Annotated in this window: 17 protein-coding genes and 1 tRNA gene; 14 read left to right on the forward strand and 4 right to left on the reverse strand. The window is 70.2% G+C overall.

Features of this window, described 5'->3' with window-relative positions:
- From ACFZDL_RS31025 to ACFZDL_RS31065, 9 genes are all read left to right on the forward strand, one after another.
- Window positions 1–1,377: an FtsK/SpoIIIE domain-containing protein gene (locus tag ACFZDL_RS31025; RefSeq protein ID WP_353594008.1), complete on the forward strand. Its 1,377-nt coding sequence runs from the start codon at window positions 1–3 to the stop codon at window positions 1,375–1,377.
- Between the two features lie 80 nt (window positions 1,378–1,457).
- Window positions 1,458–1,667, forward strand: a complete 210-nt coding sequence (locus ACFZDL_RS31030) for a hypothetical protein (protein ID WP_353594007.1) — start codon at window positions 1,458–1,460, stop codon at window positions 1,665–1,667.
- Window positions 1,668–1,682: 15 nt separating this feature from the next.
- Complete coding sequence (locus ACFZDL_RS31035) at window positions 1,683–2,303, forward strand: DUF2637 domain-containing protein (protein ID WP_353594006.1); 621 nt, start codon at window positions 1,683–1,685, stop codon at window positions 2,301–2,303.
- Between the two features lie 10 nt (window positions 2,304–2,313).
- Complete coding sequence (locus tag ACFZDL_RS31040) at window positions 2,314–2,502, forward strand: mobile element transfer protein (protein WP_353594005.1); 189 nt, start codon at window positions 2,314–2,316, stop codon at window positions 2,500–2,502.
- Window positions 2,503–2,515: 13 nt separating this feature from the next.
- On the forward strand, window positions 2,516–2,701 hold the full coding sequence (locus ACFZDL_RS31045) for a hypothetical protein (protein WP_311729190.1): 186 nt from the start codon (window positions 2,516–2,518) through the stop codon (window positions 2,699–2,701).
- A gap of 39 nt (window positions 2,702–2,740) precedes the next feature.
- A complete protein-coding gene (locus tag ACFZDL_RS31050) occupies window positions 2,741–3,037 on the forward strand; it encodes a hypothetical protein (protein ID WP_353594004.1) in 297 nt (98 codons plus the stop codon).
- Between the two features lie 161 nt (window positions 3,038–3,198).
- Window positions 3,199–4,491 (forward strand): replication initiator, encoded by a 1,293-nt coding sequence (locus tag ACFZDL_RS31055; RefSeq protein ID WP_353594003.1) that lies wholly within the window; start codon window positions 3,199–3,201, stop codon window positions 4,489–4,491.
- Window positions 4,484–4,696 (forward strand): excisionase family DNA-binding protein, encoded by a 213-nt coding sequence (locus ACFZDL_RS31060; protein ID WP_089504727.1) that lies wholly within the window; start codon window positions 4,484–4,486, stop codon window positions 4,694–4,696. Before ACFZDL_RS31055 ends, ACFZDL_RS31060 begins: the two co-directional genes overlap by 8 nt.
- Window positions 4,696–5,853: a tyrosine-type recombinase/integrase gene (locus ACFZDL_RS31065; RefSeq protein WP_353594002.1), complete on the forward strand. Its 1,158-nt coding sequence runs from the start codon at window positions 4,696–4,698 to the stop codon at window positions 5,851–5,853. Before ACFZDL_RS31060 ends, ACFZDL_RS31065 begins: the two co-directional genes overlap by 1 nt.
- A 51-nt stretch (window positions 5,854–5,904) precedes the next feature.
- Here ACFZDL_RS31065 and ACFZDL_RS31070 read toward each other — a convergent pair.
- Window positions 5,905–5,978, reverse strand: a tRNA-Gly gene (locus tag ACFZDL_RS31070).
- A gap of 253 nt (window positions 5,979–6,231) precedes the next feature.
- Between ACFZDL_RS31070 and ACFZDL_RS31075 the strand changes: the two genes are divergently transcribed.
- The 4 genes from ACFZDL_RS31075 (at window position 6,232) to ACFZDL_RS31090 (ending at window position 8,969) form a co-directional block, all read left to right on the forward strand.
- Entirely contained in the window at window positions 6,232–6,396 is a 165-nt protein-coding gene (locus ACFZDL_RS31075; protein ID WP_014178225.1) for a hypothetical protein, read from the forward strand.
- A 112-nt stretch (window positions 6,397–6,508) separates the two neighbouring features.
- Window positions 6,509–7,084 carry a dCTP deaminase gene (dcd, locus tag ACFZDL_RS31080; protein WP_353594001.1) on the forward strand — a complete coding sequence of 192 codons (576 nt, stop codon included), beginning with the start codon at window positions 6,509–6,511 and terminating at the stop codon, window positions 7,082–7,084.
- 4 nt (window positions 7,085–7,088) lie between these two features.
- Entirely contained in the window at window positions 7,089–7,598 is a 510-nt protein-coding gene (locus tag ACFZDL_RS31085; RefSeq protein WP_353594000.1) for a phosphoribosyltransferase, read from the forward strand.
- Window positions 7,599–7,757: 159 nt separating this feature from the next.
- Window positions 7,758–8,969 (forward strand): PP2C family protein-serine/threonine phosphatase, encoded by a 1,212-nt coding sequence (locus ACFZDL_RS31090; protein WP_353593999.1) that lies wholly within the window; start codon window positions 7,758–7,760, stop codon window positions 8,967–8,969.
- Window positions 8,970–9,008: 39 nt separating this feature from the next.
- Here the strand turns inward: ACFZDL_RS31090 and ACFZDL_RS31095 are convergent, their stop codons facing one another.
- From ACFZDL_RS31095 to ACFZDL_RS31105, 3 genes are all read right to left on the reverse strand, one after another.
- A complete protein-coding gene (locus ACFZDL_RS31095) occupies window positions 9,009–9,947 on the reverse strand; it encodes a Yip1 family protein (protein ID WP_353594024.1) in 939 nt (312 codons plus the stop codon).
- A 131-nt stretch (window positions 9,948–10,078) separates the two neighbouring features.
- Window positions 10,079–11,698, reverse strand: a complete 1,620-nt coding sequence (locus ACFZDL_RS31100) for a VCBS repeat-containing protein (RefSeq protein ID WP_353593998.1) — start codon at window positions 11,696–11,698, stop codon at window positions 10,079–10,081.
- A 922-nt stretch (window positions 11,699–12,620) separates the two neighbouring features.
- Window positions 12,621–12,956 carry a pentapeptide repeat-containing protein gene (locus ACFZDL_RS31105; protein WP_391193065.1) on the reverse strand — a complete coding sequence of 112 codons (336 nt, stop codon included), beginning with the start codon at window positions 12,954–12,956 and terminating at the stop codon, window positions 12,621–12,623.
- Window positions 12,957–12,990: 34 nt separating this feature from the next.
- Here ACFZDL_RS31105 and ACFZDL_RS31110 point away from each other — a divergent pair, with 34 nt between their 5' ends.
- Window positions 12,991–15,612, forward strand: a complete 2,622-nt coding sequence (locus ACFZDL_RS31110) for a SpoIIE family protein phosphatase (protein ID WP_391193129.1) — start codon at window positions 12,991–12,993, stop codon at window positions 15,610–15,612.
- Window positions 15,613–15,690: the final 78 nt, after the last annotated feature.

A 15,690-nucleotide genomic window follows, 5' to 3' on the forward strand; every position in this document is an offset into this window, starting at 1 on the left:
ATGACCGATGTGACGACACTGCTGGAGGTGGGTGGGCCCGTTGCCGCGACGGTTGGCGGGGCCGCCTACCTCCGGGCCAAGCACCCGGCCGCCTACTGGTCGACCGTTGGTCTGCCAGTCTCCACCGTGAAGCTGCTCGGCTCGTACGGGGCGGTCATGGATGCCTGCGGGCTGACCGTGCCACCGTCCCGGCTCCGGGCCTGGGCCGTACACGCGCTCACCCACAGGGAGGTCCGGCCGGTCCCGCCGCGACGCGGGATCATCCGGCCGACGTCGACCGGGCTTCGGGTCCGGCTCCGGCTGGCCCCGGGACAGGAACCCGCCGACGTGGCGGCCTCGGCCGAACGGCTCCGGCACGCCTGGGGCGTCCACGGCGTATACGTCGAGGAGATCAAGCCGGGCGTCGTGGAGCTGCGGCTGATCGGCTTCGATGTCCTGCGGAAGGTCAGGATGCCTCGCAAGATGGCGGGTGGCTTCCTCAAGGTGCCGGTGGCGCTGCGGGAGGACGCGACGCCGTTCGTACGGGACTACCGGGCCATCCCACATCAACTCACCCTCGGGGCCACGTTGTCGGGGAAGTCGATGTTCCTGCGGCACCTGATCACCGGCCTGGCACGGCAACCTGTCGCGCTGGTCGGCATCGACTGCAAACGGGGTGTGGAACTGGCGCCGGTCGCTCCGCGACTGTCGGCGCTGGCCACCGATCCTGAGCAGGCGGCCGAGCTGTTGCCGGTGCTCGTTGAACTGATGGAGAACCGGTACGACCTGATCAAGGCTCGGCAGGGCATCGCCCCGAGCACTCCGGATGAGGAGATCACCTCCGACATCTGGGGGCTCCCGGAAGGTGAGCGGCCGGTGCCGGTGGTGCTGCTCGTGGACGAGGTGGCCGAACTGTTCCTGATCGCCACAAGGAAGGACGAGGAACGGCGGGACGAGATGGTCACCCAGCTCATCCGGCTCGCCCAACTCGGCCGCGCGGCAGGCATCTACCTGGAGGTGTGCGGGCAGAGGTTCGGCGCCGAGCTGGGCAAGGGCGCGACGATGCTCCGGGCTCAGCTGACCGGGCGGGTCTGCCACCGCGTGAACGATGAAGCCTCCGCCAAGATGGCGCTCGGCGACATCGCCCCGGAAGCGGTCGGCGCGGCCTGTGCCATCGCACCCGAGCGGCCCGGCCTCGCGGTCGCCGGGGACACGTCCGGCGGCTGGTCCCGCATCCGCACCCCCTACCTGTCCCTCGCCGACGCTGCCGCCGCTTGCCGCAGCACCGCGCACCTGGTGCCGGACCTGCCCGCGCTCAAGCCGTTCCGGCCCGCCGTGCCGGCCACCCCGGCGAGCGCACCCGTCTCGCTGGTCAAGCCGGTTCCGGCTGCCGAGTAACCCCCTCGTCGCACGGTCGGCGCGACCGTATCGCGCCAAGTCCCTACCCCCGCCATGCCTGAACGCGGAAGGAATCGACCATGTCCCGACCCTCGATCTCTGAGGTCTCCGTCCTCATCGCCGACCTGGCCAACTACCGCAAACACCGAAACGGCGACCTCGCCGACCTCATGAGCCGCAAGGCAGACCTGTTGGAACGCATCGCCGCCGACAGCCCCGGTGACACCGACGCCGCTGAGGTCGCTGCCATCGCCCGCAACAGGGCCGACGCGCTCAAGGGCGCCAACTGACCGGGAAGGAAGACTATGCGCGCTCATCTGGCGCGTGTCGACGCGGTGCTTGTGCAAGCGGTCATCGCCGCCGCGCTGTCCTTCGCACACCTGCATGACCTCGCCTCGGCGGCCGGTCAAGCCGGGTGGAAGGCGTGGGCCTATCCGGTCTCCGTGGACCTGCTGCTCGTGGCGGCCTGGCGGCGGTTGCGGTCCGGATCATCTAAGGCGGCTGGGTGGTGCTGGTTCGTCGTTGCCCTGGTCGCATCGCTCGGGGCGAACGTCGCCACTGCTGGGCTGCTCGACCTGGACGACGTACCGGCGTGGCTGCGCATCCTCGTCGCTGGATGGCCCGCTGTCGCCTTCCTCGGCGGAACCCTGCTCGCACACACGGCACCAGTGGCCGAACCCGCATCGGCACCGGCTGAACCCGAGTCGGTCCCGGCCGAACAGGAAACCGCGGGGCCACCCGCCGAACCGGAACGTGAAAAGCCGCAGCTACCTGTCCCACACGTTCCGGCCGCGCTCGTCACCCACGCGCGCAAGCTCGCCGACGAACACCACGCCCGCACCGGTTCACCCATCGACCCCGGCACCCTGCGCGCCCGTCTCAACGTCCCCGCGCCGCTCGCCGACGCCATCGCCGCCCGTCTCTGAGAGGAGTCCCATGTCGCTCCGCCGCTTCCGCAACATCGCCCGCATCGGCCCCGTCCGGGTCGGCACCGCCTACGACCAGCGGGGCCGCGAGAAGCACGCCGCCGTATGCATCGCACCGCGCTGCGACTTCTCCGCCGACTACGACACCCGGGCCGCCGCCGAGCTGGCCGCCCGTACCCACCGCTGCCCCGTCCGCTGAAGGAGATCCGTCCGTGACTGTCAGCCTGCCTCTGGTCTTCGTCCTCGGGGGCATCACCTGGTTCGCCATCAAGTTCCTCGGCGTCCGCGTTTGGGTCGTCGTCGTGATCGCCCTGTTCGGCTTCTGGCTCTCCCACACCGTCCTCGCCCCGGTCATCGAATCCGGCACGCGCTCCGGCGTGGACGTCGTCAACCGCTAACACCACTCACCTAGACGAGTAGCTGAGAGGAGATCCACCGTGTTCCGACCCAAGTTCCCCGAAGCCCCCACTCTGCCCTCCACCCACGTGATCAGCCCAAGCGTCCCGGCCGTCCAGCACGGGCACGCCCCGGCCTGCCCCTGTCAGCACACCGCCCCCGCGCCTGCGCCCGCCCGCCGGGTGGCATCCGGGTTCAGCGCTGGGACCGTCGCCGCCGTGGTCACGGTCGGCATCGTCCTGACGGCCCTGCTCGCCGCCGTCGCCGTCACGGCCATCTCCGTCGCGGTCGCCGCCGTCGTCATGCGCTCACTGCTCAGCAACCAGCGGCGCCGCTGAACCGCAACACGACTGCCGGGGCGGCCTCGATACCGCCAAGCATCCGCCGCCCCGGCAGCCCAACCCCTCCCGACCCAAGAGCCGAAAGAGGAGACCCCATCATCACCCGCACCACCCCGCCACCGCTGCCCGAACTCGGCACCCTGGCAGCACTCGGCACCATGCCCGCCCTGCTCCGCCAACTCTCCGGCCTCGGCGGCTGCACCCATCCGATCCGCCTCGACGGCCACCGCACCGAGCACCAGGTCGACCGGCAGACCGGCGAGATAGGCCGCGTCCTGCATCACCTGGACTCCGCCGAGCTGCCCGCCGGGCATCTGCTGGTCCGCTGCAACAACCGCCGCGTCACGCGCTGTCCGGCCTGCGCCGAGACCTACCGCCGTGACACCTTCCAACTGATCACCGCCGGACTACGCGGCGGCAAAGGCACCCCCGAGGAGGTAGCCACGCACCCGCGCGTCTTCGCCACCTTCACCGCCCCCAGCTTCGGCCCGGTGCACAACCGACCCACCGGCCCCGGCGGCACGGTCCGCCGCTGCCGCTGCGGCGTCCGCCACGACCAGGACGACGACGCGCTTGGCGCTCCGCTGAACCCGGACACGTACGACTACGAATCCGCGGTGCTCTGGAACGCCCACGCCGGGCCCTTGTGGCGGCGGTTCTCGATCTACCTGCGGCGGGAGGTCGCCAAGCGGGCCGGGCTCACGCAACGGGCTTTCCGTGACCATGCTCGGTTGTCCTTCGCCAAAGTCGCCGAGTACCAGAAGCGCGGTGCCGTTCACTTCCATGCCGTGATTCGGTTGGACGGCCGGGAGGGAGGTGACACACCGCCGCCGGCCTGGGCCACCACCGAGCTGCTGACCGACGCGATCCGCGCTGCCTCAGCAAAGGCTGAGGTGAAGGGGCCGGTGATCGCTGGCCGGTCCCACCGCTTCGCCTTTGGGCGTGAACTCGACGTGCGGCCCATCCGTGGGCCCGAGCTGGACGGCGGCACAGCGCTGACCGATCGGGCGGTCGCCGCGTACATCGCCAAGTACGCCACCAAAGGCGCCGAGACGGCGACCGGGGCCCTCGACCGGCCGATACGGCTTATCGCCGAACTCGCTCAGATCGACGTTCCCGAGCACATCAGCCGCCTCATCCGCACAGCTTGGGCCCTTGGCGCCCGCAAGGACCTGGAACACCTCCGGCTCCGCGCCTGGGCTCACATGCTCGGCTTCCGGGGCCACTTCTCCACCAAGTCCCGCCGCTACTCAACCACCCTCGGTGCGCTCCGTGACGCCCGTGCCGCTTGGCGTCGGGCCCAAGTCGCCGCCGAGCTGGAGCAGGAAGAAACCACTCTCGTCCTCGCCCACTGGGTCTACGCCGGTACCGGCCTCACCTCTGCTGAGGAATGGCTTGCCGCCACCGTCGCCCCCGCCCCTGGAACGGAAGGAGATCCGACACATGCGTGACCGGTACCTCAGCGTCAGAGAGGTCGCCGAGCTGCTGGGCACCACCGATCGTTTCCCCCGGCGTCTGGTCGCCGAGAGGCGCATCGCTTACGTCAAGGTCGGGCGGCATGTACGCATCCCGGAAAGCGTCATCCGCGAGTACATCGACGCCAACACCGTGCGACCGGTACAGCCTCGGAGGCGCCGTCTCGGAAGGGCTGCCTGATGCCGAAGAAGAAGCCAGCGAAGAAGCGGAACTTCGGCCGAATTCGCAAGCTCCCCTCCGGCCGCTATCAGGCGCGCTACCTCGGTCCCGATGGCGTCGACCATCCGGCGCCCGTCACCTTCGCCACGACCAGGGAGGCAGATGACTGGCTGGCCGAGAAGCAGACGGAGGTACGCAAGGGCGACTGGCAGGACCCCGACACAGGCGCGGTGAACCTCGGTGAGTACGCCCTGCAGTGGGTCGATGAGCGGGACCTCTCCGCCACCACGGAGGAGCTGTACCGGCGCCTCCTGCGGCTCCACATCCTTCCCACCTTCCGGGCCTGGGACCTGGACGAGATAACGCCTCCCCGGGTGCGTACATGGCGCACTGAGCGGCTGAAGGCGACTGGGGCCACGACAGTCGCCAAGTCCTACCGGCTGCTGAAAGCGATCCTGGAAACCGCGGTTGAGGACGAGTTGATTCGCCGCAACCCGTGCCGGATTCGAGGGGCGGGCCAGGAGTCGGCTCCCGAGCGGCCCATCGCCACCGTGGACCAGGTGGACGCCCTCGCGGACGCTATCGGTCCCCGCTGGCGTCTCATGGTCTACATCGCGGCGTACGGGCCTGCGCGGCCGGAGGAGCAAGCCGAGCTGCGGCGGCCTGACGTGGACCTCGAAACGGTGGGCGTCTGGGTTCGGCGGGCCGCTCCCGAGCTGACGACCGGGCGGCGCGTCGTCGGTGACACCAAATCCGAAGCAGGAAAGCGGTTCATCGTCCTGCCCGGCTTCCTCCGGAAGGACCTGGAGCGCCACCTGAAGTGGTTCGCCGAGAAGGAGCCCAACGGGCTGCTGTTCGTCGGGGAGAAGGGGGCGCCGTTCCGGCGGTCCTCCTTTGGGCGGAAGTGGCGACGGGCGCGGGGCAAAGTCGGACTTCCCGACGACTTCCGTTTCTACGATCTTCGTCACACCGGACACACGCTCTCGACGCAATCCGGAGCGACGCTCAAGGACACCATGGTCCGTGCCGGCCAGTCCTCTGAGCGGGCCGCGCTGATCTACCAGCACTCCAACCTTGACCGTCAGAAGGAGATCGCCGCCGCCTTGGACGCTCGCGTACGGGCACACCGTGAGGCGGCCCAAACTCCATCGGGCACGCAACGGGCACGGGAGGCATAAAGAGGTCTAGACAACAAACAAGGCCCGGGTCTCTGACCTGGGCCTTCGTCGTGGAGCGGGTGACGGGAATCGAACCCGCGCTCTGAGCTTGGGAAGCTCATGTTCTACCATTAAACTACACCCGCGAGAGACACCATCCGTCGGTGTCGCATCGTCGCACACTGTACCCCATGCCTGACCCCCGGCGCATTCGTCGTGGGGTATTTGTGCTTTTCGGGAGGGTTTGCCGGGAGGGTGCGGGTGGGGTGGGGTGGGTGGGAAGCGGCTATAAGGGTGGGGGAGTTGGGGCGTACGGTGGGGCGGAGTGCCGCGTGGAGTGGCGGGTGGTTGATCCCCTAATGTGGCTTTTGTTGTCCACGTTTATAGGGAAGGGACTCAATGGAGCGCACCGTCGTCCGTTGTGCTGAAGGGCATGTGTTCAGCACCGCTTCGTTCCCGATGCAGCACCTCACCGTCGACCGGATCGGCCCCGGTCGGCTGCTGCGCTGTCCGCGTTGTGCGCGGTTGCGGCAGGCGGTGCCGGTGGCGGGTGGGAAGCGGTAGAAGCGGTAGGGGTTGCCGCTTTGTGATCGCCCGCGGGTTCTGATCATGGTGACGGGCCCGGTCCGGTCGGGCCGGGCCCAGGTCATGGGTTGTGTTTGCGTATCCTCGTTGCGTGCTTCTCTCAGACAAGGACATCCGGACCGAGATCGACGCCGGGCGGGTACGGGTCGATCCGTTCGATCCGGCGATGGTGCAGCCGTCGAGTATTGATGTGCGGCTGGACCGCTTCTTCCGGGTGTTCGAGAACCACCGTTATCCGCATATCGACCCGGCGGTGGAGCAGCCGGATCTGACGCGGCTGGTGGAGCCGGAGGGGGATGAGGCGTTCATCCTGCACCCCGGGGAGTTCGTGCTCGCCTCGACGTACGAGGTGGTCTCGCTGCCGGATGACATCGCCTCGCGGCTTGAGGGGAAGTCGAGCCTGGGGCGGCTGGGGCTGCTGACGCACTCCACCGCGGGTTTCATCGACCCCGGGTTCTCGGGGCATGTGACCCTGGAGTTGTCGAATGTGGCCACGTTGCCGATCAAGCTGTGGCCGGGGATGAAGATCGGGCAGCTGTGCATGTTCCGGCTGACCTCGCCGGCCGAGCATCCGTACGGGTCGGAGCGTTACGGTTCCCGCTATCAGGGGCAGCGCGGGCCGACGCCGTCGCGGTCGTACCAGAACTTCCACCGGACGAAGGTGTGAGCCGGTGAGTGAGCAGCGGGAGAACCTGACGTACGAGCGCTTCGGCGCGGCGGTGCGGGAGCTGGCGCAGTCGATCGCGGATGACGGGTACGAGCCGGACATCGTGCTGTCCATAGCGCGCGGCGGGGTGTTTGTGGCCGGTGGGCTGGCGTATGCGCTGGACTGCAAGAACATCCATCTGGTGAATGTGGAGTTCTACACCGGCGTGGGGACGACCCTCGACATGCCGGTGATGCTGGCGCCCGTGCCCAACGCGATCGACTTCTCCCGGAAGAAGGTCCTGATCGCGGACGATGTCGCCGACACCGGCAAGACGCTCAAGCTCGTCCGCGACTTCTGCGTCGGCACGGTCGCCGAGGTGCGCAGCGCGGTGATCTACGAGAAGTCGCAGTCGCTTGTGAAGTGCGAGTACGTCTGGAAGCGCACCGAGGACTGGATCAACTTCCCCTGGAGCGTCTTGCCTCCGGTACGGAGGTTGGGAGAGGCGCCGAAGGAGAACAAGGAAGCGCTCTGATCCGGTCGCTTCGTGGTCTTGCGCAATGGGTCGTGCCGCACTTCGCAAAGTGAGGCACGACCCAGCAGTGAGGCACGACCGTTTGCCTCTCCGCCGATCCCTCAACCGGGCGTAGCGTGGGGAGAGAGGCCGGAGCCGGTCGGGAAGCTGGTGAGTGCGATGCCTGAGCGGGCCCAGGCAGTGCTTCGCTTGTTGAGGGAATACGCGACCATAGCGCCCACCGATCTGCCCGAGGTACTACGGCGTGAGTACGAATCGCTGCAGATCAGCCACCTGACCATCTACCTCGCCGACCTGCAGCAGAAGCTGCTGGTGTCGGTGCCGGATTCCCGGGTCGAGGCGCCGCGCAGCGTGCCCATCGACGGGACACTCGCCGGTTGGGCGTACCGGACGGCCTCGCCCCGTATCACCGAGGACGCCATGGGGCGCGGGCTGGTGTTGTGGATGCCCTTGCTCGATGGAGTGGAGCGCTTGGGCGTCGTTGCCATCCAGGCGCCGGCAATGGATGCCACCACGATGGAGACCTGCCGCGCCCTGGTGTCCTTGATCGCTCTGATCGTGATCGACAAGGGCGGATACAGCGACGCCTACATCGCGCGACAGCGCCTCGGGGCCATGCGGATCCCCTCAGAGCTGGTCTGGGCCTTTCTCGCGCCGCGGACCGTCGGTACCGATCGGTTCACCTCCAGCGCCGTGCTGGAACCCGCCTACGATCTCGGCGGCGACGCCTTCGACCACTCCACCCTCGATCACACGGTCCACCTCGGCATCTTCGATTCCATGGGCCACGATCTGGCCGCCGGCCTTGTCGCCTCCGTGGCCCTCGCGGCCTGCCGGGCGTCTCGCCGCAGCGGGGCAGGGCTCGAGGAGGTCGCGGTCAGCATCGATGAGGCGGTTCACGAGGTCTTTCCCGACCGGTACGTCACCGCGGTGCTGGCGAGCATGCAGACCGGCACGGGCAGCCTCGAGTGGCTCAACTGCGGGCACCCGACACCCTTGCTCATCCGCGACAAGGAGGTGCTGCGCGAAGCACTCGTGCGGGAGCCGCAACCGCCGCTCGGCTTGAGAAACATGCAGCCACGCAAGAGCTGCCAGGTGGGGCGCTTCCAGATGGAGCCTGGTGACAGCGTCCTGCTGTACACCGACGGGGTCACCGAAGCCCGCTCGCCGAGCGGGGTCCGCTTCGGCGAGGAGCGCTTCGCCGACTTCATCATCCGCGCCATGGCCGCCGGGGACCCCGCACCCGAAGCCCTGCGCCGCCTCATTCACACGATCCTGGAACACCATGGTGGCGAGCTCGACGATGACGCAACCATCGTGCTCACGGAGTGGCACCCCTTCCCTCAGACTCGGAGCCACCCCGAGGCGTGACAAGTGGTGGGCCCCTCTTCGCGTTCCCCTGGTCCGGTTCTAGAGCGTGCCCAGCTTCAGCAGCGACAGCAGCGCGATCAGCTGGATCGCCGAGGCCCCCAGCGCTTTTTGCCACGGCAGGTCGTGCGACTTGCTCACCATCGAGGTGAACAGCGCGCCCGCCGCCAGCCAGGTCGCCCACCCCAGAACCTGCACCGTCGGGCTGTCCCCGCCCAGGAACAGCGCGAACAGCAGCCGTGGCGCGTCCGTGATGGACATGATCAGCATCGACAGGCCGATGGTCGGGGCGTACGAGCCGTCGCCGCCGAGCTGTCGGGCCAGGGTGTGGGTGACCGCGCCCAGGATCAGGCCGCTGATCACGACGGCGACGCCGGTGACGAGGATCCACGGGATGCTGTTGCCCATCGAGGCGTTCAGCACGTCCTCGCGGGCCTGGTCGAAGCCGAAGACCACGAGCAGGCCGTAGACGAACGTCACGATCAGGGCCGGGCCCCACACCGCGTAGTCGCGCATCTGCCAGAAGGTGGCCGACGGGCGGAGCACGATGCCGCTCAGCAGCTGCTTCCAGGGCAGGCGGGGGCCGGCGGGCGGGGCGGTGGAGGCGCCGGCGCGGTAGGTGTTGCCGTAGCCGTCGTCGTACGAGCCGGGGCCGGGGCCGTAGCCGGGGTCCTGGCCGTACGGGTCGTAGGCGTCGGGCGCCTCGCCGACGCTGAACTGCTGGGTATGGCCCGGATCGTTGTTGCTGTACGAGCCGCCCTGGCCATAGCCCGGGGCCTGGCCCTGCGGGGGGCCGTAGTACGGGTCCTGGCCGCCGAAGTACTCCGGCTCTCCCTGTGATGGGGGCTGCTGCCACTGCGGCTGCTGCCCGCCGTATGGCGGCGCTTGCCGGCCGTACGGCTGCTGCTGCGGTGGTTGCTGCTGCCCCTGTTGCGCGGAGCGGGGGTCCCGTCCGCGTCCGATCCTGAATCCAGCCACGATTCGAACGTACCCGGTCGTAGGGATTGGGGGGCCGGACCTCTCATAACAGGTCCGGCATTGCGGCCGAGCTGTGACATCCCCTAGGGGGACCCTGAGGGGTTTTCCCCCGTGGGGGACGGGGGGCCTGCCGGTCAGTGGGTGTCCGTGGTGAAGGGCTTGCCGCTGAACGCCGTCCTGTCGGCCGTGCCGTCGGTGATCCACCACCACTCCGGCCGGTCGCCGTACAGGGCGAAGACGGCGTCGCGGCCCCAGGCGAGGACGACCTCGTCCTTGCCGTCCTGGTCGAAGTCGTGGGCGCCGTGGAGCCGGGCGGCGCGGCGGGGCTTCCGTATCTTCTCGCCGTCCACGCGGGCGGGGGCGGTACGGGTCAGGGTGTGGCGGTGCGCGATGTCGCCCGGGGAGTCCGGCCGGATGGTGATGATCTCGGCGCCGCCCGCCTCGAGCGCCACGGCCAGCTCGTCGGTGCCGTCACCGTCGGTGTCGGCGGCGGCCAGGCCGCCCGTCATGTTCACGATCTTGATGGGCTGGGGGGAGGCGTCCCGGGTGGCCGGTGCTGCGTCCTTGAGCGCCTTCCTGGTGTAGACGCTCAGCGTGTGGTCCACCTCCGGCGCCTCCGTCTCGTAGCCCGGCTCGTTGTTGCGGGTGCCGCTGTCGCCGACTGCCACGTCCCGCAGACCGTCCCCGTCGAAGTCGCCGAAGGCGATCGCGTTGCCCTCGCGCAGCTTGTGGCCGGTGCGGGCGAGGCCGTCCGGGCCCGCGGTCAGGAGTACGGAGGCGGATTGGTCGTCGTCGTTCATGGCGTGTACCACCAGGTCGGTGGGGCGGCCGCCGTCGTCTGCGGGCCTCTTGGCGTCGATCGCGTCCGCCACCAGCTCGCCGACCTGGCCGCCGCTGTCGAGCGGGCTCTGGTACGGCACCGCCCTGGCCGCCCTGCCGTCCCGGCCGAACGGCCCGTACAGCACGAGGAAGGACGCGCGGTCCGCGCGCACCATCGCCAGGTCGTGGTGGCCGTCCCCGTCGAAGTCGCCCACCGTCGGCCGCTGGAGCTCCACGCTGTCGTCGGGACCGGTCAGCCCGGCGCGGGTGGCGGCGGCGCCGCGCCGCGGGCCGTCGGCGCCGCCCCAGGTGATGTACGGGACCGTTCGTGCGTTGGTGTGGAGGCGGTCGGAATCGGCCTCGCTGAGCCGCTCGGCGAGGGGGGTGACCAGGTCGGCGTAGCCGTCGCCGTCGAGGTCGGCCGTGGCGATCCTGGTCGAGTCCACGGGCGTCACGTCCGCGCCGCGGGCGGGCAGGCCGAGGTCGTCGCGGGTGAGCACGCTGCGGGTGGCGGGGTTGAGGCCCCGGGACGAGCCGTGGACGAAGGCCAGCCGGGTGGGCTGGACCTCCTCCTTGCTTTCGACGAGCGGGAGCACCAGCTCGGGGTAGCCGTCGCCGTTGAGGTCGTCCGGCAGTTCGCTGCCCTTGCCCCGGGGGACGGGCGCGGTCGCGGTGGGCGTGATGACCGGGGCGCGGGAGCCTGCGCCACCGGGCGCCGCCCGCTCGCTCCCCTGCCGGCCCTTGGAGTCCTGCGCGCCCTTGGAGTCCTGCGGGCCCTTGGAGTCCTGCGGGCCGTCCTGCGGGCCGTCGTCGCCGGAGCCGCAGGCGGCGAGCAGCGCCGCCGCCAGAGTCGCCGCGGCGCAGGCCAGGGCAGCGCCGGGGCGGCGGGCGTGCGGGGTCGTTCGGCTGCGGCGGCTGCTGCTGCGGCGGTGCATGGGCGGGCTCCTGGGGGCGTTTTGGTTCGTGCTGCTGTGCTTCTCGTGATGGCGTCGCCGAGGGGGCGTACGGGACGGACGGGGGAGCGCGTACGGTACGGCCTTCCGGGGCCGGCCTCGCGCGGAACGCGGAACTCCTGGCGGGTGTGACTCGTGGGGCGTTCGAAGGGTTGCGCGTCCATGGTGCGGGGGTGTTGTGAAGGTGAACTGACGGGGCACGTGGGTCAGTTGTCGTTGTTCCGGGTTGAGGGGAGTGGAGCCGAAGCGCTCTCCGGGGCGGCGGGACAGGGGGTGTATTTCGGCGTCTTCCGAACGTTTCAGTTTCGGAAGATCTGGTTGGCTGTAGAGATGACTTTTGGTGCAGAAGGGCTGTTCAGGACATTCCCGTGCGGAGGTTTGGGGCATGATCCTGTAGAGATCCGCAACCTTGTTGTGAGAAGGGTCATTTCGCGGTCAGGATCGAGTCATGTTCGGAGCGGTTGAGGCGGGGGCGGCCATGGTCGTACTGCACGGCATGCGGGTGGTTTTTGAGCGGGTGAAAAGGACGTGGGGGAGGGGGGTGGGTGGAGCGTAATCAGATGTCGGACACAAGTGGTCGGCCGGCCGCGGCGGATGCCGCTCGCCCGCCGGAGGACGAGAGCGACAGAAGCGGTGACATGGCCGAATCCTTCGGTCTGTCCCGGGTTCCGCCGACCCGCGCGCTGACCGACCGTCGGCAGGGCGGGCGACGAGCGCGCCCGCGCGCGGAGGCCGAGGTGGGGGTCGGCGAGCAGCGCGAGGTGGGGGTCGGTGAGCACCACGGCGAAGCGGTTCCGCACCACGGCGAAGCGGTTCCGCAGCCGCCGTTACCGCCGCCCGACGGCTGCCCCGAACGGCCCCTGGAGCGCGAGGGCTACGACTTGGATGGCTTCGGCCCGGACGGCTACGACTCGGAAGGCCGCGTCCTGGAGGGGCATGCCTCGGGAGGCCGTGCCGCGGAAGGCCGTTCTCCGGGAGGCAATGCTGCCGAAAGCTCTGTCCCGGAAGGCCGTGCTCCCGAAAGCCGCGACGCGGTAAGCCGTGACTCGGTAAGCCGTGCCCCCGAAAGCTCCGTCCCGGAGACCCGCGTCCCGGAGACCCGCGTCCCGGAGACCCGCGAGCCCGGTGGCCGCGCCACCCCGCCTACCCAGGCCCCCTCCCCCCAGCCGGGCCGCCCAACCCGCCCCGCCCGCCCCGCCCGCCCCACCCGGTCCGTGCGGCGCGGCGTGCTCCGCCTCACCCGTACGGTCGCGAGTCAGGTGTTCTTCCTGCAGGTGGCGGTCGTGCTGCTGCTCGCCGTCGCCGCCGGGGCGGCCCTCGTGCTGCAGTCCAGGCACGACACCGACCAGGAGGCCCGTCACCGCTCGCTGGCGGTCGCCGAGGCCTTCGCGAACGCCCCGGGGCTGGTCGAGGCGCTGCGCTCCCCCGACCCGACCGCGATCCTGCAGCCGCGCACCGAGCGCGCCCGCAACAGGGCCGGCGTCGACTTCATCGTCGTCCTGACGACGGACGGGATCCGCTACACGCACCCCAAAGCGAAGGAGATCGGTCGGCACTTCCTCGGGAGCTACCGCAAGGCCGCGGAGGGCGGCACCGTCATGGAGACGTCCACGGGCGTCCTCGGCCCCTCCGTACGCGCCGTGGTGCCCGTCACCGACAGCCGGGGCAAGGTCGTCGGCCTGGTCGCCGCCGGGATCACCGTGAAGAAGGTGAGCGGCGCGGTCGACCGGCAGCTGCCGATCCTCCTCGGCGGTGTCGCCGCCGCCCTCGCCCTGGCCACGGGCGGTACGGCGCTGGTCAGCAGGCGGCTGCGGCGGCAGACCCACGGCCTGGACCCGGGCGAGATGACCCGGATGTACGAGCACCATGACGCGGTGCTGCACTCCGTACGGGAGGGCGTGCTGATCGTCGACGGCGACCGGCGGCTGATGCTGGCAAACGACGAGGCGCGCCGGCTGTTCGACCTGCCGCCGGACGCCGAGGGGCGCCCCGTCGCCGACCTCGGCTTCGACGCGAGCACGGCCGAGCTGCTGGTGTCGGGCCGCGCCGCCACCGACGAGGTGCACAAGGCGGGGGAGCGGCTGCTGACCGTCAGCCACCGGCCGACCGACCGCAACGGCGGCCCGCCCGGCAGCGTGGCGACGCTCCGGGACACCACCGAGCTGCGCGCGCTGTCCGGCAAGGTCGACCTGGCGCGCAAGCGGCTGAAGCTGCTGTACGACGCGGGCCTGCGGATCGGCACCACGCTGGATGTGGTGCGTACGGCCCAGGAGCTGACCGAGTACGCGGTGGAACGGTTCGCCGACTATGTCGCGGTGGATCTGGTGGACCCGGTGCTGCGCGGCGAGGAGCCGACGGGCGCGGCGACGGGCAGCGGCGCCACGGCGCGCACCTCGCTGCGCCGCACCGCCCTCAGCGGCATCCGCGAGGACGTACCGCTCTATCCGCTGGGCGGGATGATCCGCTACGGGCCGGCCACGCCGCAGGCCAAGGGCTACGCCAGCGGTGAGACGACGGTGGAGGCCGTGCTTCCGGACTTCGCCGGGTGGCAGGAGCACGATCCGGAGCGGGCGCGGGCGATCGTCGACCGCGGCATCCATTCCATGATCGCGGTCCCGTTGCGCGCCCGGGGCGTCATCCTGGGCATGGCCACGTTCATGCGCTCGGAGAAGCCCGAGCCCTTCGAGGAGGACGATGTCTCCCTCGCGGAGGAGCTGGTCGCCCGGGCCGCGGTGTCCATCGACAACGCGCGGCGGTACACGCGCGAGCACACGATGGCGGTGACGCTGCAGCGCAGCCTGCTGCCGCGGGTGCTGCCCGAGCAGAGCGCGCTGGATGTGGCGTACCGGTATCTGCCGGCGGAGTCGGGGGTGGGCGGGGACTGGTTCGATGTGATTCCGCTGCCGGGGGCGCGGGTGGCGCTGGTGGTGGGAGATGTGGTCGGTCACGGGCTGCACGCCGCGGCCACGATGGGGCGGCTGCGCACCGCGGTGCACAACTTCTCCACCCTCGACCTGCCGCCCGACGAGATCCTCTCCCACCTGGACGATCTGATCGACCGGATCGACCAGGACGAGACCTCGGAGAGCCTGGAGGGCGGCGGTGTGATCATCGGCGCCACCTGTCTGTACGCGATCTACGACCCGGTGTCCCGGCGCTGCACGATGGCCCGGGCCGGGCATCCGCCGCCCGCGGTGGTCGCCCCCGACGGCTCGGTGGAGTTCCCCGAGGTGCCCGCCGGGCCGCCGCTGGGCCTGGGCAGCCTGCCCTTCGAGACGGTGGAGCTGCAGCTGCCCGAGGGCAGCCATCTCGTCCTCTACACCGACGGTCTGGTCGAGAAGCGCGACCGCGACATCGAGGAGGGCCTGGAGCTGCTGCGCGCCTCCCTCTCCCACGCCGGGCGGACGCCGGAGGAGACCTGTACGGCGGTCCTCGCCGAGATGCTGCCCGACACCCCCGGCGACGACATCGCGCTGATCGTCGCGAATACGCGGGTGCTGGAGCCGGAGCGGATCGCGGACTGGGAGGTGCCGTCGGAACCGGCGCTGGTCTCCGCGGTGCGCGCCGCGGTGGCGGGGCGGCTGGCCGAGTGGGATCTGGGCGAGGTGGCGTTCACCACCGAGCTCATCCTCAGCGAGCTGATCACCAACGCGATCCGGTACGCGACCGGGCCGATCCGGGTGCGGCTGCTGTGCGACCGCAGCCTGATCTGCGAGGTGTCCGACACCAGCAGCACCTCGCCGCATCTGCGGTACGCGGCGACGGAGGACGAGGGCGGGCGCGGGCTGTTCCTCGTCTCGCGGTTCGCCGACCGGTGGGGGACGCGGTACACGGCGGAGGGCAAGGTCATCTGGACGGAGCAGAACCTGCCGGAGCGCGGCAAGCGGCAGCGCTGACACGCCCGAGGGGCTTGATCCGGCCGGATCAAGCCCCTCGGGAAGGTCCCCAGCAGAACGTCCAGCAGAACGTCCAGC

Source organism: Streptomyces sp. NPDC007917 (assembly GCF_042959105.1).
In the GTDB taxonomy this organism is placed as follows: Bacteria; Actinomycetota; Actinomycetes; order Streptomycetales; family Streptomycetaceae; genus Streptomyces.

What these genes read in the sequence shown, in the direction of transcription:
- ACFZDL_RS31025 (WP_353594008.1), top strand. Translation starts at nt 1, where the DNA reads ATGACCGATGTGACGACACTGCTGGAGGTGGGTGGGCCCGTTGCCGCG.
- ACFZDL_RS31030 (WP_353594007.1), top strand. Translation starts at nt 1,458, where the DNA reads ATGTCCCGACCCTCGATCTCTGAGGTCTCCGTCCTCATCGCCGACCTG.
- ACFZDL_RS31035 (WP_353594006.1), top strand. Translation starts at nt 1,683, where the DNA reads ATGCGCGCTCATCTGGCGCGTGTCGACGCGGTGCTTGTGCAAGCGGTC.
- ACFZDL_RS31040 (WP_353594005.1), top strand. Translation starts at nt 2,314, where the DNA reads ATGTCGCTCCGCCGCTTCCGCAACATCGCCCGCATCGGCCCCGTCCGG.
- ACFZDL_RS31055 (WP_353594003.1), top strand. Translation starts at nt 3,199, where the DNA reads ATGCCCGCCCTGCTCCGCCAACTCTCCGGCCTCGGCGGCTGCACCCAT.
- ACFZDL_RS31060 (WP_089504727.1), top strand. Translation starts at nt 4,484, where the DNA reads ATGCGTGACCGGTACCTCAGCGTCAGAGAGGTCGCCGAGCTGCTGGGC.
- ACFZDL_RS31065 (WP_353594002.1), top strand. Translation starts at nt 4,696, where the DNA reads ATGCCGAAGAAGAAGCCAGCGAAGAAGCGGAACTTCGGCCGAATTCGC.
- ACFZDL_RS31075 (WP_014178225.1), top strand. Translation starts at nt 6,232, where the DNA reads ATGGAGCGCACCGTCGTCCGTTGTGCTGAAGGGCATGTGTTCAGCACC.
- ACFZDL_RS31090 (WP_353593999.1), top strand. Translation starts at nt 7,758, where the DNA reads ATGCCTGAGCGGGCCCAGGCAGTGCTTCGCTTGTTGAGGGAATACGCG.
- ACFZDL_RS31100 (WP_353593998.1), bottom strand. Translation starts at nt 11,698, where the DNA reads ATGCACCGCCGCAGCAGCAGCCGCCGCAGCCGAACGACCCCGCACGCC.